Origin of the sequence: Halorubrum sp. SD690R (assembly GCF_005435035.1) — an archaeon.
In the GTDB taxonomy this organism is placed as follows: Archaea; Halobacteriota; Halobacteria; order Halobacteriales; family Haloferacaceae; genus Halorubrum; species Halorubrum ezzemoulense.
This window is the reverse complement of the sequence record NZ_SGTV01000005.1, coordinates 19221-38586: the sequence shown is the minus strand read 5'-3', so window position 1 is coordinate 38586 and position 19366 is coordinate 19221. Positions and strand designations below refer to the sequence as shown.

The window sequence follows — 19366 nt, the reverse complement described above, 5'->3', positions numbered from 1 at the left end:
AGGCCGCGTCGCTCGGGCGGCCGTCACGCCGGATCCGTCGGATCTCTCCCGTCCGGGCCACCATCGTCGCTCTCACTCAGCTCGACGCCGAGGGCGTCGTAGCCGGCCGCAGTGTCGCCGGCGAGCCCCTCGAACAGTTCCCGAGCCCGTCGCCGGGCTTCGGGCGTGACCGCGACGCGGACCATCCCCTCGCCGGGCTGTCCGTAGACGACGGTGGACCCGACCGGGGCCGCGAGCATCGCCGGCAGCGCCGCCAGGTCCTCCTCGCCGGTCACTTCGATCGTCACCGGCTCGTCCGCCGCGAGCGCCTTGGCGAGCGCGTCGAGCAGCGCCGCTGACAGCGCCGCGGCCGGGTTTTCGACCGCGATCCGCCGCTCCTCCGTCGCCGCGAGCGCGGTCTCGATCTCCTCGCGGACCGCCTCGCGCTCCGTCTTCCCGTCGACCAACGCCACGTCCGGAACGCGGCCGGCCTCTCGAAGGTGGTAGGTGACCACGTCGCCGACCGCGATCAGCTGCGGCGGTCCCCCCGCGGACGAGCCGCGTCGCTCGCGGGCCTCGTCGACGGCCTCCAAGAGCGCGCCGGCGTCCGTCGTCACCGGTCCCAGCGGCTCCTTGAAAGCGTCGCGGAGCGATTCGGGGAGGGTGAGGAGCGGGTCGCTCATCGGCTTCGTCCGGCGGCGCGGCGTTGGGTCACCGCACCTTGAGCGCGTACGCGCCCGCCTCGGAGACGTTCATCTCCTCGGCGATATCGCTGTCCTCGGGCTTGGTGATGATGACGTAGCCCGCCCAGTCCTCCGTCAGCGACGACGACCCGCAGAGCGCGCAGGTCTGAGCGTCCGGGTCGTTGACGTGGTGACACTCCCGGCACGCCAGGCGGTCCTCGGCCATCAGTCGGCCTCCTCACCGGTCTGTTCGCGGTGCTTCCGCTGCCCTTCGAGCCAGCCGTGCTTCCCGAGGCCGGGCTGTTTCGCCGTGAGCCCGATCTTCGAGTCCCGGGGGTTGCGCTCGTCGATGCTCTTGGTGACGACGCGGACGCGCACCGCGTCGTCGACCCCGAGCGTCTTGTCGGAGTCCGACGAGGCGAGCTGCTGGTTCGCGCCGTCGAACGTGAGGTACTCGTCGGTGATCTGCGAGACGTGGAGCAGCCCGTCCACCGGTCCGATCCCGACGAAGGCGCCGAACTCGACCGTCTCGACGACGGTTCCGTCGGCGACCTCCTGCATGTCGGGGTCGTAGGTGAGCGCGTCGAACTCCGCCTCGTAGTAGACGCCGGGCCGGTTGTGTAACACCGCCCCCTCGCCGATGTCGTGAACCTCGATGACGCTCACGACGCTGCCGACGTCCTCGTCCATCCGTCCTTCCAGCTTGTCCTGAAGCAGGGCTTTCACCCGCTCGTCGGTGACGTCCGCCAAGTGCTTCGGCGGGACCTCGACCGTGTCCTTGAGTCGAACTCGTTTGTACATGTTGTTGGTTGTCCGCGGCCGCTAGGGTTCCGTTATCGCCAGTGTGTTCCGACCCCTTAAACCGATTACTGGTGCGTCCGCCGCCAGCACCCGTTTCGCGAGGGGGCCGTCGTTGGTGACGACGGCGTCGACCCGGCCGGCCGCGGCCAAGGCGACGAGCGCGTCGTCGGCGTACGATTCGTCCGTCTCCACCGCCTCCGCCCGCTCCGCGAGGTCCGCGCCCACGCTCGCCGCGGTCGCCTCCGCGCCGTTCCCGGCCTGAAGCCCGTCGAGCTCCGCCAGGACCGCCGCCGGCACCACGGTCTCGTAGCCGCCGAGGAGCCGATCCAACTCCTCGAACAGCCGCAGGTCGGCCTCGACCGGCGCCATCAGCGCGCTCGCGTCGAGCGCGACGACGGGAACGCCGCTTCCCCCGAGCCCCTCTGCGCGGTCGTCGTCCGCGGGCGTCGCGTCGGGACCGTCTGCGGGGGCGTCGTCGGCCACGCTACGTGAGCGTTCCGACGCCGATGAGCCGCCAGCGCGCGCCGACGCGCCGGTTGATCGCGATCTGTGCGCCCTCCTCGGCGCAGACGGGCCGCTTGAGGCTCACCTCGCACTCACCGTCGCGCGCGCTCGTCACCGCGCCGACCGTCGTCGCGGTACCGACCGTGAGCATCAGGGGCTCGCCGGTGCTGATCTCCTCGATGTCGCTCTCGCCGCTCTCGTCGTCCTCCTTGCCGACGACGCGCTCGAGCAGGTCGACCGTCATCTCGAACTCCTCGCGGGTCGGGGGGAGCGTCCCCGGCTCGCCGGCGACCTGGCCGGCGAGGGCGTCGCCCTTCGTCAGGCTCGGGTCGAGCCCGGTGCCGACGCCGAGGAGGCCGCCCGGGTGGGCGGTGTCGACGTCGCGGTTGCCGGCTTGGAGCGACCGGACGGTCGTCTCCAGCGGCCGCCACTCCGTCTGGCCTTCCTCGTCCACCTCGCGCCCCGGTCGGATCTCCAGCCCGTCGCCGACCGACAGCTCGCCGCTGACGAGCGATCCGCCGACGACGCCGCCCTTCAGGTCCTCGGCGGTCGCGCCGGGGCGGTTGATGTCGAACGAGCGGGCGGCGTACATCCGGGCGCTCTCGCCCGGGTCGCGGTCCGGCGTCGGGATCTCGGACTCGACCGCGTCGATGAGCAGGTCGAGGTTGACCTCCTGCTGGGCCGAGACGGGGACGATCGGCGCGTCCTCCGCGACGGTTCCCTCGACGAACTCCTGGATCTGCTCGTAGTTGTCGACGGCGCGGTCTCGGCTCACCAGGTCGACCTTGTTCTGCGCGATGACGATGTTCTCGATCCCGATGAGATCGAGCGCCATCAGGTGCTCTTCCGTCTGGGCCTGCGGGACATCCTCGGTCGCGCTCACGACCAGGACCGCCCCGTCCATGATCGACGCGCCCGAGAGCATCGTCGCCATCAGCGTCTCGTGGCCCGGCGCGTCGACGAACGACACCGTTCGGATCGGTTCGCTCTCGGAGCCGTCCTCGCACTCCTCGTCGACGGTGTAACACTCGGGCTCGTCGACGCCGGGGCAGCGCCGGAACGTCGCGTCCGCGTACCCCAGCCGAATCGAGATGCCGCGTTTCATCTCCTCGCTGTGCTGGTCGGTCCACGAGCCGGACAACGCCTGTACGAGCGTCGTCTTCCCGTGGTCGACGTGACCGACGAGACCGATGTTCACCTCCGGTTGTGTGTTGGCTTCAGTCACTGTTGGACCTCCTAACGGAGTAGTCTTATGCGAATTTCGCCCCGTGCGAGTGATAAAGTTGCTGTTATAGTGGCGTCAGCGCGCGCGACGACCCAGGGCGAGGTCGCGAGCGGTCGCCGTTCGGCGCGGGGCGCTCCACCTTCGACGCGGCTTTACGGCTCACCCGCGAATCTTCGACCGACATGGGATACGCGTGCCCCGTCTGCGACACCCCGCAGCGCGACGGCGAACACCTCGCGCATCACCTCGCGTTCACGGCGATGCTCCACGGCGGCGACCACGAGGCGTGGCTCGACGAACGCGTCGACGACTGGAGCGACCGCGAACCGGCGGAACTCGCGGCCGAGGTGACGCCGCACGCCGACGACGCCGAGTACGACGAGGTGTTCGAGGACACGGTCCCCCGAGGCCGCCCGGACGTCGGAATGGGGTCGGGCGGGGACGCGGCTCCCTCAGACCACGCTCACGACCACGGCCACGCCGACCCCGCTTCCGGGGCCGGCGTCCCGGACCCCGACGCAGTCGACGACCCAGCGGTCGCCGAAGCGCTCCGCGAGGCGCGCGAGATGACCAGAAACGCGGCCGCAGACGACGCCGATGAGGAGTCCGATTCCGCCGACCCCGACCCCGACGCGTAGCGGAACGCCCTTGCCCGCCCCCGGTCAATCGTGTCCATGGAGACCAGAGGCACGTTCGCCCCCCAGACGCGCGCCGAGGCGCTCGAACGGTACGAGGAGGTCGGTCCGGTCGCGCAGGTGGTCGTCCGCGAGGCGACGAAGGCGATGTCGTTCGGCGCCGACGAGTACGACGAGCGCGTCACCCCTGAGGTGATCCGAACCGCCCGCGACGCGACGTTCGCCGAGCTGCTCGCGGTCCACGTCGGCGAGGGCGACGAGTTCGACGCGTGGCTCGCCGACAGCGAGTTCGACGAGGACGCGGTCGTACGGATCGGCTCCGACAGCGTCGACAACGTCGTCTGGCACCCGATTCCCTTCGCGGACACCGTCGTCGCGGCGACGTACCAAGAGGAGCCGGACGCGGCGGCCAGCACCCTCCGGCGCAACGCCTTCGGGCGCGTGTACCGCGAGGAGTTCTACGAGTCAGGGCGGTAATCGGCCGACCGACACGAACGCCGGAGCGGCGGCTCTCCGAGCGGAACGGAAACCGCAAAACCCGGACCGCGGGTGCCGTCCGAACGGCGGCCCCGGCCTTACAGGCGACCGACGTTCTCGACGTTGACGGACTCGACGTCCTCGACCTGCGAGAACGCCTCCTCGACGGCCTCGGTGCCGCCGGCGCCGTCGGGGACGATGACGGTCGGCAGGAGCGCGACCAGCCCGAACGCGACGTCGTCGCGCTCGAAGCCGCGGATCTTCGCGCCCTCGGGGAGGACCTCCTCCAGCCGGTCCTGTAGCTCGTCGAGGTCGACCTCGGGGCTGTTCGGCATGACCTTGATCTTGGCGGCGACGTCGCCCATCTCAGGGCCCCCGGAAGCCGCAGTCGTGGCACTCGTAGAGGTTGCTCTGCTTCCGGCACTTCGCGCACCGGTAGATGGTGGCGCCGCAGTCCGGGCAGGAGAACTGCGCGGCGTTCATCCCGGACACCTGAATCCCACAGGAGACGCACTGCGGGGTGGCTTGAGAGTCGCTCTGGCTCATACACGTACCTACCGGCCGCGACTTTTAACCGTTGTTCTTTGCCTCGGAACCCTCCGTGCGTGACGGTACCGTGCCGCTGCTCGGGCGAGCCGCCGCGTCCCGCCGCGGTCTCCGCGACGTCTCACCCGGCGATCAGCGGTCCGATCAACACGCCCATCAGGTGGACGCGCCGCGCGCCGACCCTGGGCGGGGCGAGCCCCAGCACGCCGGCGACGATCAGGACGCCGACGCCGAACGCCCCGGCGAACGCGTACGAAACGAGCGCGAGCAGCCCCAACACGCCGACAGAGAGCCGGGTGTAGTCGGCGTTCCCGACGATCCGGAGGTACGGGTCGCCGACGAGCACGACCAGCGCGAACCCGAAACACGCCGCGGTCGCGGCCGCGACGAGCAGCAACGGGAGCGCGAACGGCACGCCAGCGCGGTCGATCGCCACGGTCACGCCCGTGCGCGGCGTCCCGAGCGCGACCAGCGCGAACAGCGCAAAGATCGTGTTCGCGGTGTTCGCGCCGCTCGTCGCCACCACGAACCCGCGGTCGACCGACTCGGAGGGCACCGCCGGCATCGCGGCCACGGCGGCGATGGCTGCCGACACGCCCGGCACGTAGCCGACCACCGCGCCGGCGAGCGAGCCGGCACCGGCGCTCGTTCCGAGGTCGCGCGCGTCCATCGCGATCTGCGGGTCGGCCTGCGGCGGGACGCCGTCGCCGCCGAGCGCGTCGACGAGGACCGGAACGCCGAACAGCCCGGCGAAGAGCGGCGCGAGGACGCCGCCGGTCGACAGCGGGGCCGCGGGGTCGGCGTCGAGCGTCGCGAGGCCGAGCGCGGCGCTCGCGAGGAAGGCGACGAGTCCGCCGACCGCCGCCCGCCGCGACGACTCCGTCAGGACGAGCGCGACGACGACGGCGCCGAGCAGCAGCGGGAGGTGCGCCCGCAGCGTCGGGTACCACCGGATCATGAGCCACGTGATCGGGACCGCCAGCGGCACCGCGAGCGCGACCGCCAGCCCGGAGCCGACGGCGGAGAGGCGGACCGCCTCTCTCCCCCGCCCCGCGATCACCAACCGATGACCGGGAAGCGCGGCGACTGCGGTCGCGGCGTCGGGGACGCCCAGCGCGAGCGCGGGGACGATGTCGAGGAACGAGTGGACGACGCCGGCGCCGAGCATCGCGACCCCGACGAACAGCGGATCGGCGGGTACCGACGGTGCGAACCCGGCCAAGAGCAGCGCGAAGTTGTTGGCGTGGAGCCCCGGGACCAGCCCGCTCGCGGTCCCGAGCGCGACCCCGGCGAGGAGGAAGGCGAGCGCCCCGGCCGCGAACGCCGGGTCGACCGTCGGCCGCACGAGCGCGTCCATCGAGGCGGCGTGGCCGCGGCTCCGGACTTAAGCGGTCGGACGGTCGGACTCGTCGGCAGAACCGGACGATTCGAACCGAGCGGTTACGCGTTCTGCGCCGCCTGCGACTTCTTCTGGGTGACGTAGCCGGCGATCCGGTTACGGACGCCCTTCGACTCGACGGTCGTCAGCGCCGTGACGCTCTCCTTGTTCGTCTCGAAGTCCGCGTTGAACGAGTCGGGATACTGCTCCAGCAGGAGGTTCCCGAGCTGTTTGATGTACTTGGGTTTGATGGCCATACCGAGCGGTACCGGCGGCCCGAACTAAAAGGGTTCGTTCCGCCGCGAGCGGCCGCGAGGCGCGCTCCCGGCGGCCGAAGCGAGCCTCGGTCGCTCCCGCCCCGTCACTCGCCGTCGCGCTCGCGCCACCCGGTCGCCTCGTCGATGCGATCGAACGCCTCGCGCTCGGCCGGCCCGCCGCAGCGCTCCACCACGTCGGCGAAGTAGCGGAGCCGGTCGAGCAGCTCGGCCGTGTCGAACGACGGCACGTCCAGCCGCGAGGCGGCCACCGTCGCGTCGACGACCGCGCCGAACCCCCGGTTGACGGTGGGAACGCGCTCGGCGACGACCGCCGACTCGACCGGCGACAGCTCCCACGTCCGGATCGTGGTCTCGCCCTCGGTCTCGGCCGCGACCTCCTCCGCGCGCACCTCGACCCACGCGTCGGCGCTCGGGAGGACAGGGTCGTCCGTCTCCCGGACCGTCAGCGCCGCGTCGACGAACGTCCGCGGGTCGACGGTGAACTGGACCACGCCGCCCCCGCGCTCGGCGAAGTTCCGCCACGTCCGGGTGCGGCCGTAGGTGCGCGCGGTGACCGGCTCGTCCGGCTCGTCCGGGGCGTGAACTCCGAGCGCAGCGACGTTCCACCGGTCGTTCGGCCCGCGCGTCGTCACCACCGACTCCGTGACGCCCCGGAGCGGCACCGGCCACCCGTCCGGGGCTACGCCGACGGGCCCCCCGTCCGGCGCTCCATCGCTCACGGCGCCACCTCCGCGCCGCGCCGGAGCGCGACGAACAGCGCCGCGCAGGTGAGGTCGGCGGTCGTGCCGGGGTTGATCCCCTCGGCGACGAACGCCGCCGCCAGCGACTCCGCGGCGTCGAGGTCGGCGCCGTGAACGGCCTCGGCGTCGACCGCGGAGACGTCTCCGACGGGGTCGCTCGGGTCGCTGCCGTCCGGATACAGGATCTCTCTCGCCCGCGCGCTCGCCTCGCGGGCCGTCTCCGCCCCCCGAGTCGACGCGACGAGGGTGTCCGGCTCCGCGGCGAGCAGCCCGAGGAACGCCCGCGCCGCCCGGTCGGCCAGCGGCCCCTCGTCCGTCAGGATCCACTCGGCCGCGCGGAACGTCCGCGGGAACCCCTCGACCCACTCCGCCGCGTTGCGGTCCGGGACGCGGTCAGAGGCGGCCGAGCCGCCCGCCGCCCCAGCGTCGACCGGGTCCGCTGACAGCGCGAGCACGTCCCGAAGCGTCGCCTCGCGCTCGCGGAGCGCGGGCTCGGCGGCGCCCCCGCGGCGCACGTCGAGGTCGGCCGCGCCCTCCGGCGGGTCGTCGACCGCGACGTCGACGACCTCGAACACCCGGTAGAACGCGACCGCATCGTCGACGGTCGTCGACCGACAGACCGCGTCCACGCCGGCGGGGGAGAGCTCGCGGTCGGGGTCCGCAGCCGCCCGCACCAGCGGGACGAGCAGCAGGAGACAGCCGAACTGGGTGTTCGTGCCGGCGCGTGCGGCCATCCCCTCCACGGCCCGCTCGAAGGCCGCGCCGACCGCGGGCCGCTCGGCGACGCCGCCGTCGGTCTCGGCAGCCAGTTCGAGCCCCGGCCGGGCGCCGACCGCGCCGCCGAGGAACGCCTCGAACCGGAGGTCGTCGAGGTCGCGGCGGCGGTCCACGTTCCCGGGCTTCGGCGTGCCGGCCACCTCCACCAGGAGCGCGAGCGTCGCGTCGTCGACGGGGTCTGTCGCCCCGCTCGGCGTCACGTCTTCCGCCGGTTTCGTCGCATCTCCTGTCGGGCGCTCGTCACCGCTCACGGCCGCACCTCCGGCCCGGGATCCGCTTCGCCGGCGCGCTCCCGCAGCGATCCCGCCCGCCACTCATCGACAGCGTCCGCGACGCGCGCGAGGACCGGCGGGTCCTCTGTCGGGCGCCCCGCGCTCACCGCGTCGGCCCCGTGCGCGGCGTATTCGGCGACCGTCTCGCGGCCTCGGACGCCGTTGTTGGCGACGACTGTCAGGTCGGCGAGGCGGTCTCCGCCCTCGGATGCCGCGTCGACCGCCGCTGCGAGGTCCGCGATCACCGCCTCCGAGTCCATCGCGTCGACGTGGAGCCAGTCCGCGCCCGCGCTCGCGACGCGCTCCGCGACGGCGACGAGGTCGACGCCGGGCACCTCGGCGCGGACCTTCACGCTCGTCGTCGCGCCCGTCCCGCTCGCGGCGGCGACGTACCGCGTCAACCGGGCCGGATCGCGGAGCAGCGACTCGCCGCAGCCGACCGCGCGCAGTTCGGGCTGCCGACAGTGGGCGTTGACCTCGCAGACCGCGCCGCGGTCGGCGCAGATCCGCGCGGCCTCCCGGACCGGCTCCGGCGCCGCGCTCCGGACGTTGACTCCCGGCCGGACCGGAACCTCGGCGAGCGCGTCGATCTGGTCGGCGACGAACCCGAGCGGGTCGGTCGGGAGGAACTCCGATCGCCCGCGCGCGACGAGATCGCGGGCGGCCGCCCGACTGGCGGGATCGAGCGCGACCCCGCCGAGTAGCGCGGCGTCGACGTGCTCGGCCGCAGCGCGGGCCCACTCGCTGTCGGCCGCGCCGCTGAGGCTCGCGGCGACGAGGAACGGATCGTCGCCCGCGGACGCTCCGGCCGCGTCGGCGCGCCGGGTCACTCCGCCCCCTCCCGCGGCGCCCCCGCGTCCGCCGCGCCGCCGGCGACCGCCGTCAGCGCTCGTTCGCAGGCCCGGGCGACGCGCTCGGCGTCGTCGACGCCGTCGATCTCCGTGTCGGTGCGCTCGACGTGCCGGTCGAGGTCGGTCGGGTCGTCGTCGTCGAGGACGAACGCGTCCGCGAAGGGGTACGCTTCGGCCACCCCCGCTGTCGAGGGCTCGCGGCCGACGCCCGCCATCAGCTCCGCGGCCGGGCCGGAGAACACCTCGTCGCCGACGAACGGCGAGACGGCGACCACGGGCGTCTCGCGGAGCGCGCGCTCGAACCCGGGGAGCGCCAGCATCGGGCCGAGGCTCGTCACCGGGTTCGAGGGGCCGATCACGACCGGATCGGCGAGCGCCGCTAGCGCGGGGTCGGTCGGTTCCGCGTCGGCCGCCCCCCGGAACTCCACGTCGGCGACCGCGGGCTCGGCGCGGCGCGCGACCCAGTACTCCTGGAAGTGGATGGTCTCGCCGCCCTCGGTGTGGACCAGCGTCGCCACCGCGTCGTCGGACATCGGGAGGAGGTCGACGTCGAGGTCGAACGCCGCGGCGAGGACGCGGACCGCCTCAGTGAGCGACTTCCCCTCGTCGAGCAGGCCCGTGCGCGTGAGGTGGACCGCGCGGTCGCGGTCGCCGATCTCCATGAACTCGCCGACCGCGGAGAACCGCCGCCAGCGGGCGATCTCGCGGCCAGCGGTCTGCGTCGCGTCGTCGAGGTAGCGCGGGGTCCCCGGCTCGCCGTCGAGCGCGTCGCCCGCGGCGCTCGCGAGGCGGGAGAGCTCCTCGTGGGTCGCGGTCGTGTCGCCGTCGATCCCCCACCACGTCTCGCGGTCGAGGACGCCGCCGCCCGCGAACAGCACGGTGTCGACGTCGGGGCAGACGAGGTGACCGCCGATCTCGACGTCGTCGCCGGTGTTGGCGACGACCGCGGTCTCGGACGGATCGAACACCCGGGCCGCGCCGTCGAGGAGCTTCGGCGTGCCCGTCCCCCCGGCGAGGAAGGTTACCATACCGGCGCAAGGCGACGGTCGGGCTTGTATCCTCGCCTCCGCGGGCGACGAGCTACGACCGGTGCTACCAGTGGCGGTCTCCTCGAGTCACCGTCGCGGGGGCAGTCGACGGAGGCGCTGAAAGCCGCCAATAGGTGTCGAAAGCTACATATCAGACGAACCGAAAGAACCGTCTCGACACCGTCCTGTCCCCTCATGGATTTCACGACCGAAGCACACCTCGATGAATATGTCATCGACGGAGAAAACACGGTCTCGTTTTCTGCGTCCGACGGGGAACTCACCTACCGTCGGCCGTCCGCGGACGAACCCGTCTCGATCCCGGTCCGCGATATCACAAGCGTCGAGTTCGAGCGGGACACGAGCCTCCACCGGCACACGTTCCTCGGACTGTTCTTCCTCGTCCTCTCGCTCGTCCTCACCGTCGGCGCTATCGGGCTGGTGTACACCGGACGCGTCGAGACCCGCCCCGAGATCGCGTTCGCGGCGTTCCTCGGGCTGTTCGCGGTCGGCGGCTGGAACACGACCCGCGACTTCCTCTCTCACTCGGACCGCGACGTGATCGACGTCTACGTCAACACCGAGGCGGAAACCCACGTCCTCTGCGGCGAGGTCGGTCACGCCGGGTTCGTCGACGCCTGCGGACAGCTCATCGACTCCGACGTTCCCACGACGAACCGCAACCGAAAGCTCGCGACCGCCCTCGAATAGCGCGGGTCCGTCGCCCGGCCGGGACGCCGCCTCGCCGCGCCGGACTCGCCGGCGGCTATTCGTGTGCGACGCTCGTCTGCATCCCCTCGGTGTTGAACGCGCTCCCGGCCGCGTCTGCGCCCGCCGCGGTCGGGTCGAGGACGATGACGCCCGCCCCCGACCCGGTCAGCTCCTCGAACTCCGCGATCGCCCGGTCCGCCGCCTCCTGCGCCCCGAGGCCGTCATCGAGGTGGCCGACCGCTCGTCGCGAGAGCGTCACCCGCGCGATGTCTTCGCCGGCGCCCGTCGCGCTCGCCCCGCCGGCCTCGGTACAAAAGAAGCCGGAGCCGACCTGCGGCACGTCGCCGACGCGCCCCGCGAGCGCGAACGACCGCCCGCCGGTCGAGGTGACCGCCGCGACGCGCTCCCCGTCGGTCGCGACCGCGCCGACGGTGTCGTGATCGGAGGCGCGGCCCGACGCCTCGACCCCCGTCCCGTCGCCGTCGTCCGGCCGCTCGCCGGCCCGATCGTCGCCCGACCCGAACCGCGACGCGAGCCAGTCGAGGTGCTCCCGCGAGCCGCCCCGCGGCGGGTCCTCCGCCTCGTATCGCTCCCGCGTCTCGTCGGTGAGCAGGGCGGCGCCCGTCTCGACGCCGAACTCCGCCGCGAGTTCGACGGCGTGTTCACCCGAGACGAAGACGTGCGGCGTCTCGTCACGGACGATCCGGGCGACGCTCGCCGCGTGTTCGACGCCCGGCATCGAGCAGGCCGCGCCGATCTCGCGGTCCGAGGTCATCACGCCCGCGTCGGTGCGGACGACGCCGTCGGACTGGACCGCGCCGCCGACGCCCGCGTTGAACCGGGGGTCCGATTCGAGGACGGCGACCGCCGACTCCACCGCGTCGAGCGGCGTCGCGGCGTCGGCGCCGCGCGCGGCCGCCTCGTCGAGGACCGCCTGCCTTGGCTTCGGGTCGTCCGGGGCGCCGCCGGCGCCGCCGTGAACGATGACTCGCATACCGGAGGCTCCCGCGGCGGCCACATAAGCGTCCGGAAGCCGGCGGCGACCGCTGGGGTCGACCGGCCTCCCGCTCCGCCGCCGCAAGACCTATTCCCGCCGCTGGGCGAGTCGGAGCCATCGTGACGACGGCCGATTCCGCCGGCGGCGCCGCCCCACGCCGCGCCGCGTCCCGGCTCCGCGCCGCGCTCCGCCGGCGACTCGGGATTGACCCCCGCGCGCTCGCCGCGTTCCGGATCGCGCTCGGTGCCGTCCTCCTCGTCGACCTCGCGCTCCGGTCGCGGAACCTCGTCGCCTTCTACACGGACGCCGGCGTCCTCCCGCGGGCGACGCTCACCGATGCGTATCCACTCGGCGCCCGCTTCTCGCTCCACGCCGTCTCCGGCGAGGCGTGGGCCGTCGCGCTGCTGTTCCTCGCCGCCGCGCTCGCCGCCGTCGCGCTCGCGGTCGGCCACCGGACCCGCGTCGCGGTCGTCGCCTCCCTGCTCCTGCTCGCGTCGCTTCAGGCGCGGAACCCCTTCGTCCTCAACGCCGGGGACACCCTCCTCCTCCAGCTGCTCGGCGCCGGACTCCTGTGCCCGCTTAGCGCTCGCTGGTCGGTCGACGCGGTCCGCCGCCGCGCCCCCGATGCCGCGGCCCCGCCCAGCGGCGACGGCCGCGACCGCGTCGCGGGCCCCGCATCGGCGCTCCTCCTGACGCTCGCGGTCGTCGTGTACGTCGCCAACGCGGTCGAGAAGCTCCGAGGGTCGATGTGGCCCGGCGGCGAGGCGGTCGCGCGCGTGTTCCGGCTCACCTACCTCCACGGCCCGCTCGGCGGGCTCGTCCCGGAGTGGCCGGCGCTGCTCTCGGCGGCCACCTACGGCTGGCTCGCGCTGCTCGTCGCCTCCCCGCTGCTGGTCGCGGCCGCCGGCCGGGCCCGGGCCGCGCTCGCGGGGACGTTCGTCGCCGCGCACCTCTCGATGGCCGCCGCGCTACAGATCGGCGTGTTCCCCGCGATCTCCGCGACCTCGCTGCTGCCCTTCTTCCCGCCGTTCGTCTGGGACCGCGTCGAGCGCGCGGTCGCCCCCGCCGCCGACCGGCTCCGCCGCCTCGCGGAGCGTCGGACCGGCTCCGCGGGACGACCGGCCGGTTCGCGGTCGCTCCGGGTCCTCCGCGAGGGAGTCGCGGCCGCGATCCCGGTCCTCGCCGCGGTCCTCCTCGTCGCGGTCGTCGCGTGGAACGGGATGGCGCTCGGGGCCGTCGAGACGCCCGACGCGGTCGCGTCGGTGTCCGACCCGACGGAGGGCGGCTGGACCATGTTCGCGCCGAACCCGCCCTCGACCGACGCGCGCGTGTCGGCGACCGCCGCGACCGCCGACGGCGACCGGATCGACGCGCTGTATGGCGACCGCGTCGCGCGCGACCGACCGCCCTCCGACGCCCGCGCGTACCCGACCGCGCGCTGGCGGAAGCTCCTCACGGCGCTCGCGAACAACCCTGACTCGGCCCGCGTCGACCCGCTGCTCGCGCACCTCTGCGACCGGGCGGGGGGCTTCGCCGAGGGTGGAGACGGCGCGATCCGGTCGGTCACGGTGTCGGCCGTCGACGTCGACGTGAGGGACGGGGAGACGCGGGTCGACGAACTCGGGACGCGCTCGTGCTCGGCGCCGTGAACGGGGCGCGAGACTCGATCGCGGACGTTTACTTTCGGACCGCCCGATACCCCTGTCGTGACAGCTCCGGAACCGACCGCGTCGCCGGGAAACTCGACGCCGGTGTCCGTCCTGCTCCCGACCGTCCGCTGGACCGACGCCTGCGACGAGGTGGCGGCCCAGCTCCGCGGGTCCGAGGCGCTCGGCGGTGAGGCGAGCGGCGCGGCCGACGACGACGCGGACGCCGACGAACTCCTCGTGATCTGCGACTCCCCGGACGACCCGGTCGCCGACCGGCGGGGAGACCTGCCGCCCCGCGTCCGGATCGTCATCGCCGGCGAACCGGAGGGGTGTTCCGGCAAGGCCAACGCGATCGCCGCCGGGATGGCGGCGGCCGCGAACGACCGGATCGCCTGGACGGACGACGACTTCCGCCATCCGCCCGACTGGCTGGCGACGCTCGACGCCGACTACGACCGGCAGGGGCCCACCACGGAGGTCCCGGTGTTCGTCGGGCTCGACCCGCTGGCTCGCCTGTTCGAACCCGCGTACGTGATCGGCGGGACGCTCGCGGTGTTCGCGGCCGGCGTCGCGTGGGGCGGCGCGGTAATATTCGAGCGCGAGGACCTCCGCGACGGGGAGGCGGCGTTCCGCCGGGACCTCCTGCGGACGGTCAGCGACGACGGGACGCTCACCGACCACCTCGACGTGGCGTCGGTCGACCGGACGCGGTACGTCCGGGCGGGCGGGTCGGCCCGGGACTCGCTGGAGCGGTTCGTCCGCTTCCTGACGATCACCCGGTACCACGCCCCTGGGGCGACCGCGTTCAACGCCGCCTTCGGCGTCTCGATGGCGGCGCTCTGCCTGTTCGCGCCGGTCGCCGGGGTGACGCTCGTCACGGCCCTCGCCGGGGCAGCGTACGCCCGGTTCGGGATCCGGCGCGCGACGTTCCTGCTCGCCGCGCCGGGCGTGCTGATCGCGCCCCCGCTGATGGCGTACGCGTTCGCCCGCCGGACGTTCGTCTGGGGCGGGCGCCGCTACCGCTGGCGGTCGCTGTTCGACGTCGAGGTCGAGCCGATCTGACCGCGGGACACCGCGGGGAGGCGTCGGGGCCGCCCGCGGTGAGAACGGGAGAGACTGCGAGAGCGCCCGCGGCGAGAACCGGCAAAGGCTGCGAGCGCGACGCTCACGCCGAAAACGGCAACCACTTTAGGGGGCCACGGAAATCGTCGAACGTTCATGAGTTACGATAAAGTCGATGTCCCTGACGACGGCGAAGCGATCACGCTCGCCGACGAGGAGACCGGCGAGCTGAACGTGCCGTCGAACCCCATCATCCCGATCATCCACGGCGACGGAATCGGCACCGACGTCGGGCCGGCCGCACAGCAGGTGCTCGACGCCGCCGCGGAAGCGACCGGCCGATCCATCTCGTGGATGCGCGTCTACGCCGGTGCCAGCGCCCGCGAGAAGTACGACGAGAACCTCCCCGAGGACACCGTCTCGGCCATCCGCGACCACCGCGTCGCGATCAAGGGCCCGCTGACGACCCCCGTCGGCGCCGGCTTCCGCTCGCTGAACGTCGCCCTCCGCAAGACGCTCGACCTGTTCGCGAACGTCCGTCCCACCTACCACCTCGAGGGCGTCCCGTCCCCCGTCAAGAGCCCCGGGGAGATGGACATGGTCACGTTCCGCGAGAACACCGAGGACGTCTACGCCGGCGTCGAGTGGGAGGCCGGCACCGAGAGCGCGGAGCAGGTACGCGACTTCCTCGAGGACGACATGGGCATCGCGGACGTCATCCACGACGGTCCGGTCGGCATCGGCGTCAAGCCCATCTCCGAGTTCGGCTCGAAGCGCCTCATCCGCGAGGCCGTCGACTACGCGCTCGCCAACGACCGCGACTCGGTCACCCTCGTCCACAAGGGGAACATCATGAAGTTCACCGAGGGCGCCTTCCGCGACTGGGGCTACGAGGTCGCCGAGGAGGAGTACGGCGACGACGTGATCACCGAAGACCAGCTCTGGGAGGAGCACGACGGCGAGCAGCCGGAGGGCACCCTCGTCGTGAAAGACCGCATCGCGGACAACATGCTCCAGCAGCTGCTGACCCGCACCGACGAGTACTCCGTCATCGCGACGATGAACCTCAACGGCGACTACATGTCCGACGCCGCCGGCGCGCAGATCGGCGGCCTCGGCATCGCGCCCGGCATCAACCGCGGTCACGGTCGCTGTCTCGCCGAGCCCGTCCACGGCTCCGCGCCCAAGTACGCCGGCGAGGACAAGGTGAACCCCACCGCGATGATCCTCTCGGGCCGCGAGATGCTCGACTACCTCGGCTGGTCCGACGCCGCGGACCTCGTGCGCGACGCTGTCGAGGAGACCATCGCCTCGGGCAAGGTCACCTACGACCTCCACCGGCAGATCGAGGGCGGCGAGAAGCTCGCCACCAGCGAGTTCGCGGACGCCGTCGTCGACAAGATCGACGAATTGGCGTAAGGCTCCGTCGTCGACCCCGCGGTCAACGACTCCTCTTCTCTCCAAATCGTCGCTGCGTCCCCGCCTATCCCAACCGCTCGTCGAGGATGAGCCGCGTCTTCGTCGACTTGACCTCGTCCATCTCGCGGGCCTGCGTGATCAGTTCGTTGACCGCGCGCGTGTCGACCGCGTCGACGACGAGGACGACGTCCTCCTCGCCGGACACCTGCCAGACGAAGTCGACCTCTTCCCACTCCACCATCCGCTGGCCGACCGCGTCCGTGTTGACGTTCATCTCCACCGAGATCTCGATCATGGCCTTCACGTTGCCGGTGCGGGTCGTGACCGTGAACCGCTCGATCACGCCCTCATCCGTCATCCGGTCGACGCGGTTGCGCACGGTCCCCTCGGAGGTCCCCACCCGGTCCGCGATCTCCGTGTACGGGGTCCGCGCGTCCCGTCGCAGGATCGAGAGGATCCGTCTGTCGAGGTCGTCCATACCGATCCGTCTCGGTCCGCCGACTTACCCGTTACGAATATCGTAACTAACCTTCGAACGACGCATTTATTATCCTTTACGCGTACGTTTCTCGTAATGTCGGACGCCTACATCGCGCTGGCCGACGGTCGCGTGCTCGAAGCGCGCGCCCGTGCGCCGGGGCGGACCCGCGGCGAACTAGTGTTCACGACCGCGTACACCGGCTACGAGGAGTCGCTCACCGACCCCTCCTACGCCGAACAGATCCTCACCTTCTCGTACCCCCTCATCGGGAACTACGGCGTCCGAACCGAGCGGTTCGAGTCCGAATCGGTCCGGCCGAACGCGGCGGTCGCCCGCGAGATGACCGACGACGTCGCCGACTGGCTCGCCGCGGAAGGCGTTCCGGCCGTCGACCACGTCGACACCCGCGAAATCGTCACCACCGTCCGCGAGGAGGGCGCGATGGCCTGCGGGATCGCCGCCGGCCCGGACGCGACCGCCGAGGACGCCGTCGAAGCGATGGAGGCGTGTAAGCCGATGAGCGACCACGTCGATATCGGCGCGCAGGTGTCCGTCGCGGAGCCGACCGTCCACGAGGGGGGCGGCGACGCCGACGTGGCCCTCCTCGACTGCGGCGCCAAGGGATCGATCATCTCCTCGCTCACCGACCGCGGCGCGGACGTCCACGTGCTCCCGTACGACGCGACCCCCGAGGACGTGGCCGCCGTCGGGCCCGACGTGCTCTTCGTCTCGAACGGCCCGGGCGACCCGGAGAACTTCGTCGCGGCCCAGGCGGTCGTCGACGAGTTCGCCGGCGACCTGCCGATGGCCGGCATCTGCCTCGGACAGCAGGTGATCACGAGCGCGCTCGGCGGCTCGACCGAGAAGATGGCGTTCGGCCACCGCGGCGTCAACCAGCCGGTGAAGGACCTCCGCACCGACAAGGTCGTGATGACCACCCAGAACCACGGCTACACGGTCGACGACACCGGCCCACTGGAGGTGACGCAGGTGAACGTCAACGACGACACCGTCGAGGGACTCGACAGCGAGGATCTCGACGTGATCACCCGCCAGTACCACCCCGAGGCGAACCCCGGGCCGCACGACTCGCTCGGCTTCTTCGACGAAGTGCTCGACCTGGCGACCTCGTCGCGCCGCGTCGCGGCCGACTGAGCCGACGGTCCGCCCTCCCCGCTCCCGGCGGTTCCGACGCCCTCTGACTGACCACTCGGAGTACCACCCGGTCGGCGCTCGCGACGCCGTCTTCGCTCTCCGCTCTCACCTCTCGGTCCGTCCTTCGGTCTCCGCGCCCCTCGCCGTGGACCGGCGACGTTTTCTCCCGTCCCCCCGCACACCGTCGTATGCCAACCGAGATCCTGCTCACCAACGACGACGGGATCGACGCCGTCGGGCTTCAGGCGCTCGCGGACGCGCTCTCGCGCGACCACGACGTGACGGTCGTCGCGCCCGCGACGAACCAGTCCGGCGTCGGCGGCGCGCGCTCGTGGTGGGACACGACGGTCGACTACACCGAGACGGACCGCGGCTACGCGGTCGAGGGGACTCCCGCGGACTGCGTCGCGGTCGCGGACGTGGCGCTCGGGCTCGACCCCGACGTGGTCGTCTCCGGCTGCAACCACGGCCCGAACATCGGCGCGCACATCCTCGGGCAGTCCGGCACCGTCGGCGCCGCGATGGAGGCCTCGTTCCTCGGCACGCCCGCGATCGCCGTGTCGCTGTATGACCGCGGGAACCTCCCCGTGCCGCCGACGCTCGACAACGGCGACTTCGCGGTCGCCGGCGAGGTCGTCGCCGACCTGATCGACCGCGCCGAACGCGACGCCGGCGACGGCGCCCTCGAACTCCCGTTCGGCGCCGACGTGTTGAACGTCAACGTCCCGGCGGCGGACGACGAGGCCGCGGAGGACCCCACCTACCGGCTGACCGAGCCCGCCCGCGGCTTCGACGTGATCGAGTTCCGCCCGGGCGAGGAGGGACCCGACGACGAGAACGTCCCCGAGGGCTGGGAGTTCGGCGAGCGCCGCGGCGAGATGGGGATGGAGCTGCGGGACCGCTTCTGGCGGGAGTTCCTGCGCGGCGACGTGGCGGACGATCCCGGGTCGGACCGCCGCGCGGCCGTGGAGGGCGAAGTGACCATCTCCCCGCTGTCGAGTTCGCGCGCCGTCGCGGGCGAAAAGGCGGGCGAACTCGTCGAGCCGGTCCGAGGCGCAGAGACGGGAGCCGATTAACGGCGGTCGTCGGTCGGAGTACGATCACTATCGACCGCTTCAGCGGCGCGGTCTGCCGATTTAGCTGAATTGAGGCGCTAAGCCCCCTTCCTCAGCGAGCGCCGACCGAACGGGAGGCGCGAGCAGGGAGGGGATACAGCGCCGCACAGTTCTCACACACGATTCGGTAGCAGGCCCACAGGCCCACGTAATCACAACGTTTTCACAGTAGGGTAGCATAGAATTGACAGAACCCAATGGAGTACGACCTCGACTCGGGAGCGCACTCGACGTATTCCCTGTACTACCACCTGATACTCACCACAAAGTATCGGCGCGGAGTGCTAACCGAGGAGCGAACCCAATTCATTCACGAGGTCATCAGCGGGTTCACGGACAACTACGGTGTCGAACTGACGAACCTCGACGGCGAGGACGACCACGTACACATCCTCTTCCGAGCGAAGCCGACCACAGACCTCGTGAAATTCATCAACACGGTCAAGGGCGCGACTGCCCGCCGTATCCGCAACGAGTACGCGGACGAACTGAAGACCGAACTGTGGGGCGACTCGTTCTGGAACGACTCATACTGCCTCATCTCGACGGGGCAGGTATCGCTGGATGTGCTGAAACAGTACGTCGAGAACCAACGCGAGTAGA

At 72.1% G+C, this 19366-nt stretch carries 24 protein-coding genes; 9 read left to right on the top strand and 15 right to left on the bottom strand.

Annotated elements, in window-relative coordinates:
- Nucleotides 1-23: 23 nt before the first annotated feature.
- Genes EXE41_RS04515 through EXE41_RS04495 form a run of 5 tightly spaced genes read right to left on the bottom strand, consistent with a single transcriptional unit; the run spans nucleotide 24 to nucleotide 3192 of the window.
- Nucleotides 24-662, bottom strand: coding sequence for a GTP-dependent dephospho-CoA kinase family protein (locus EXE41_RS04515; protein ID WP_137690394.1), 639 nt, complete (start codon nucleotides 660-662; stop codon nucleotides 24-26).
- Between the two features lie 28 nt (nucleotides 663-690).
- A complete protein-coding gene (gene spt4 / locus EXE41_RS04510; RefSeq protein WP_006114409.1) occupies nucleotides 691-888 on the bottom strand; it encodes a transcription elongation factor subunit Spt4 in 198 nt (65 codons plus the stop codon).
- Nucleotides 888-1463 carry a DNA-directed RNA polymerase gene (locus EXE41_RS04505; RefSeq protein WP_137690393.1) on the bottom strand — a complete coding sequence of 192 codons (576 nt, stop codon included), beginning with the start codon at nucleotides 1461-1463 and terminating at the stop codon, nucleotides 888-890. The genes spt4 and EXE41_RS04505 overlap by 1 nt, the downstream gene beginning before the upstream one ends.
- A gap of 21 nt (nucleotides 1464-1484) precedes the next feature.
- Nucleotides 1485-1946, bottom strand: coding sequence for a DUF188 domain-containing protein (locus EXE41_RS04500; RefSeq protein WP_049930267.1), 462 nt, complete (start codon nucleotides 1944-1946; stop codon nucleotides 1485-1487).
- Between the two features lies 1 nt (nucleotide 1947).
- On the bottom strand, nucleotides 1948-3192 hold the full coding sequence (locus tag EXE41_RS04495) for a translation initiation factor IF-2 subunit gamma (RefSeq protein WP_049930268.1): 1245 nt from the start codon (nucleotides 3190-3192) through the stop codon (nucleotides 1948-1950).
- Between the two features lie 182 nt (nucleotides 3193-3374).
- On the opposite strand from EXE41_RS04495, the gene EXE41_RS04490 reads away from it, so the two are divergent.
- Together EXE41_RS04490 and EXE41_RS04485 are read left to right on the top strand one after the other, a co-directional pair.
- Nucleotides 3375-3830 carry a DUF5810 domain-containing protein gene (locus EXE41_RS04490; RefSeq protein ID WP_049930271.1) on the top strand — a complete coding sequence of 152 codons (456 nt, stop codon included), beginning with the start codon at nucleotides 3375-3377 and terminating at the stop codon, nucleotides 3828-3830.
- Nucleotides 3831-3866: 36 nt separating this feature from the next.
- The gene (locus EXE41_RS04485; RefSeq protein WP_049930273.1) at nucleotides 3867-4304 is read left to right on the top strand and encodes a DUF5809 family protein; all 438 of its coding nucleotides are present in this window, start codon (nucleotides 3867-3869) and stop codon (nucleotides 4302-4304) included.
- A 98-nt stretch (nucleotides 4305-4402) separates the two neighbouring features.
- On the opposite strand, the gene EXE41_RS04480 is transcribed toward EXE41_RS04485, so the two are convergent.
- The 8 genes from EXE41_RS04480 to cofD form a co-directional block, all read right to left on the bottom strand.
- On the bottom strand, nucleotides 4403-4669 hold the full coding sequence (locus EXE41_RS04480) for an elongation factor 1-beta (protein WP_049930274.1): 267 nt from the start codon (nucleotides 4667-4669) through the stop codon (nucleotides 4403-4405).
- 1 nt (nucleotide 4670) lies between these two features.
- Nucleotides 4671-4850, bottom strand: a complete 180-nt coding sequence (locus tag EXE41_RS04475) for an HVO_2753 family zinc finger protein (protein ID WP_049930276.1) — start codon at nucleotides 4848-4850, stop codon at nucleotides 4671-4673.
- Between the two features lie 121 nt (nucleotides 4851-4971).
- On the bottom strand, nucleotides 4972-6207 hold the full coding sequence (locus EXE41_RS04470) for a tripartite tricarboxylate transporter permease (RefSeq protein WP_137690392.1): 1236 nt from the start codon (nucleotides 6205-6207) through the stop codon (nucleotides 4972-4974).
- Between the two features lie 83 nt (nucleotides 6208-6290).
- The gene (locus tag EXE41_RS04465; protein WP_049930279.1) at nucleotides 6291-6485 is read right to left on the bottom strand and encodes a 30S ribosomal protein S17e; all 195 of its coding nucleotides are present in this window, start codon (nucleotides 6483-6485) and stop codon (nucleotides 6291-6293) included.
- Between the two features lie 104 nt (nucleotides 6486-6589).
- Nucleotides 6590-7225, bottom strand: coding sequence for a DUF447 domain-containing protein (locus tag EXE41_RS04460; protein ID WP_137690391.1), 636 nt, complete (start codon nucleotides 7223-7225; stop codon nucleotides 6590-6592).
- Complete coding sequence (locus tag EXE41_RS04455) at nucleotides 7222-8223, bottom strand: triphosphoribosyl-dephospho-CoA synthase (protein WP_086216432.1); 1002 nt, start codon at nucleotides 8221-8223, stop codon at nucleotides 7222-7224. The genes EXE41_RS04460 and EXE41_RS04455 overlap by 4 nt, the downstream gene beginning before the upstream one ends.
- Before the next feature lie 47 nt (nucleotides 8224-8270).
- Nucleotides 8271-9125, bottom strand: a complete 855-nt coding sequence (locus EXE41_RS04450) for a tRNA-dihydrouridine synthase (protein ID WP_137690390.1) — start codon at nucleotides 9123-9125, stop codon at nucleotides 8271-8273.
- Entirely contained in the window at nucleotides 9122-10174 is a 1053-nt protein-coding gene (cofD, locus tag EXE41_RS04445; protein WP_137690389.1) for a 2-phospho-L-lactate transferase, read from the bottom strand. Before cofD ends, EXE41_RS04450 begins: the two co-directional genes overlap by 4 nt.
- Before the next feature lie 195 nt (nucleotides 10175-10369).
- On the opposite strand from cofD, the gene EXE41_RS04440 reads away from it, so the two are divergent.
- Nucleotides 10370-10885: a hypothetical protein gene (locus EXE41_RS04440; protein ID WP_137690388.1), complete on the top strand. Its 516-nt coding sequence runs from the start codon at nucleotides 10370-10372 to the stop codon at nucleotides 10883-10885.
- Between the two features lie 55 nt (nucleotides 10886-10940).
- Here the strand turns inward: EXE41_RS04440 and EXE41_RS04435 are convergent, their stop codons facing one another.
- Complete coding sequence (locus EXE41_RS04435) at nucleotides 10941-11879, bottom strand: isoaspartyl peptidase/L-asparaginase (RefSeq protein ID WP_137690387.1); 939 nt, start codon at nucleotides 11877-11879, stop codon at nucleotides 10941-10943.
- A 122-nt stretch (nucleotides 11880-12001) separates the two neighbouring features.
- Here EXE41_RS04435 and EXE41_RS04430 point away from each other — a divergent pair, with 122 nt between their 5' ends.
- The 3 genes from EXE41_RS04430 (at nucleotide 12002) to icd (ending at nucleotide 16012) form a co-directional block, all read left to right on the top strand.
- Nucleotides 12002-13531 carry an HTTM domain-containing protein gene (locus tag EXE41_RS04430; protein WP_137690386.1) on the top strand — a complete coding sequence of 510 codons (1530 nt, stop codon included), beginning with the start codon at nucleotides 12002-12004 and terminating at the stop codon, nucleotides 13529-13531.
- A gap of 57 nt (nucleotides 13532-13588) precedes the next feature.
- Nucleotides 13589-14593, top strand: a complete 1005-nt coding sequence (locus tag EXE41_RS04425) for a glycosyltransferase (RefSeq protein ID WP_086219225.1) — start codon at nucleotides 13589-13591, stop codon at nucleotides 14591-14593.
- Between the two features lie 156 nt (nucleotides 14594-14749).
- Nucleotides 14750-16012 (top strand): isocitrate dehydrogenase (NADP(+)), encoded by a 1263-nt coding sequence (icd, locus tag EXE41_RS04420; RefSeq protein ID WP_137690385.1) that lies wholly within the window; start codon nucleotides 14750-14752, stop codon nucleotides 16010-16012.
- Between the two features lie 64 nt (nucleotides 16013-16076).
- On the opposite strand, the gene EXE41_RS04415 is transcribed toward icd, so the two are convergent.
- The gene (locus EXE41_RS04415; protein WP_006114390.1) at nucleotides 16077-16490 is read right to left on the bottom strand and encodes an Lrp/AsnC family transcriptional regulator; all 414 of its coding nucleotides are present in this window, start codon (nucleotides 16488-16490) and stop codon (nucleotides 16077-16079) included.
- Between the two features lie 96 nt (nucleotides 16491-16586).
- On the opposite strand from EXE41_RS04415, the gene carA reads away from it, so the two are divergent.
- From carA to tnpA, 3 genes are all read left to right on the top strand, one after another.
- Nucleotides 16587-17648 carry a glutamine-hydrolyzing carbamoyl-phosphate synthase small subunit gene (carA, locus tag EXE41_RS04410; protein WP_086216423.1) on the top strand — a complete coding sequence of 354 codons (1062 nt, stop codon included), beginning with the start codon at nucleotides 16587-16589 and terminating at the stop codon, nucleotides 17646-17648.
- A 188-nt stretch (nucleotides 17649-17836) separates the two neighbouring features.
- Nucleotides 17837-18724 (top strand): 5'/3'-nucleotidase SurE, encoded by an 888-nt coding sequence (gene surE, locus EXE41_RS04405; protein WP_137690384.1) that lies wholly within the window; start codon nucleotides 17837-17839, stop codon nucleotides 18722-18724.
- 236 nt (nucleotides 18725-18960) lie between these two features.
- Nucleotides 18961-19365, top strand: coding sequence for an IS200/IS605 family transposase (tnpA, locus tag EXE41_RS04400; protein ID WP_137690383.1), 405 nt, complete (start codon nucleotides 18961-18963; stop codon nucleotides 19363-19365).
- Nucleotide 19366 lies beyond the last annotated feature (1 nt).

Coding starts and splice junctions, on each gene's coding strand:
- EXE41_RS04480 (WP_049930274.1), bottom strand. CDS start 4,669: ATGGGCGACGTCGCCGCCAAGATCAAGGTCATGCCGAACAGCCCCGAG.
- EXE41_RS04485 (WP_049930273.1), top strand. CDS start 3,867: ATGGAGACCAGAGGCACGTTCGCCCCCCAGACGCGCGCCGAGGCGCTC.
- tnpA (WP_137690383.1), top strand. CDS start 18,961: ATGGAGTACGACCTCGACTCGGGAGCGCACTCGACGTATTCCCTGTAC.
- surE (WP_137690384.1), top strand. CDS start 17,837: ATGCCAACCGAGATCCTGCTCACCAACGACGACGGGATCGACGCCGTC.
- spt4 (WP_006114409.1), bottom strand. CDS start 888: ATGGCCGAGGACCGCCTGGCGTGCCGGGAGTGTCACCACGTCAACGAC.
- EXE41_RS04435 (WP_137690387.1), bottom strand. CDS start 11,879: ATGCGAGTCATCGTTCACGGCGGCGCCGGCGGCGCCCCGGACGACCCG.
- EXE41_RS04415 (WP_006114390.1), bottom strand. CDS start 16,490: ATGGACGACCTCGACAGACGGATCCTCTCGATCCTGCGACGGGACGCG.
- EXE41_RS04470 (WP_137690392.1), bottom strand. CDS start 6,207: ATGGACGCGCTCGTGCGGCCGACGGTCGACCCGGCGTTCGCGGCCGGG.
- cofD (WP_137690389.1), bottom strand. CDS start 10,174: ATGGTAACCTTCCTCGCCGGGGGGACGGGCACGCCGAAGCTCCTCGAC.
- EXE41_RS04465 (WP_049930279.1), bottom strand. CDS start 6,485: ATGGCCATCAAACCCAAGTACATCAAACAGCTCGGGAACCTCCTGCTG.
- EXE41_RS04440 (WP_137690388.1), top strand. CDS start 10,370: ATGGATTTCACGACCGAAGCACACCTCGATGAATATGTCATCGACGGA.
- EXE41_RS04515 (WP_137690394.1), bottom strand. CDS start 662: ATGAGCGACCCGCTCCTCACCCTCCCCGAATCGCTCCGCGACGCTTTC.
- EXE41_RS04475 (WP_049930276.1), bottom strand. CDS start 4,850: ATGAGCCAGAGCGACTCTCAAGCCACCCCGCAGTGCGTCTCCTGTGGG.
- EXE41_RS04490 (WP_049930271.1), top strand. CDS start 3,375: ATGGGATACGCGTGCCCCGTCTGCGACACCCCGCAGCGCGACGGCGAA.
- EXE41_RS04505 (WP_137690393.1), bottom strand. CDS start 1,463: ATGTACAAACGAGTTCGACTCAAGGACACGGTCGAGGTCCCGCCGAAG.
- carA (WP_086216423.1), top strand. CDS start 16,587: ATGTCGGACGCCTACATCGCGCTGGCCGACGGTCGCGTGCTCGAAGCG.
- icd (WP_137690385.1), top strand. CDS start 14,750: ATGAGTTACGATAAAGTCGATGTCCCTGACGACGGCGAAGCGATCACG.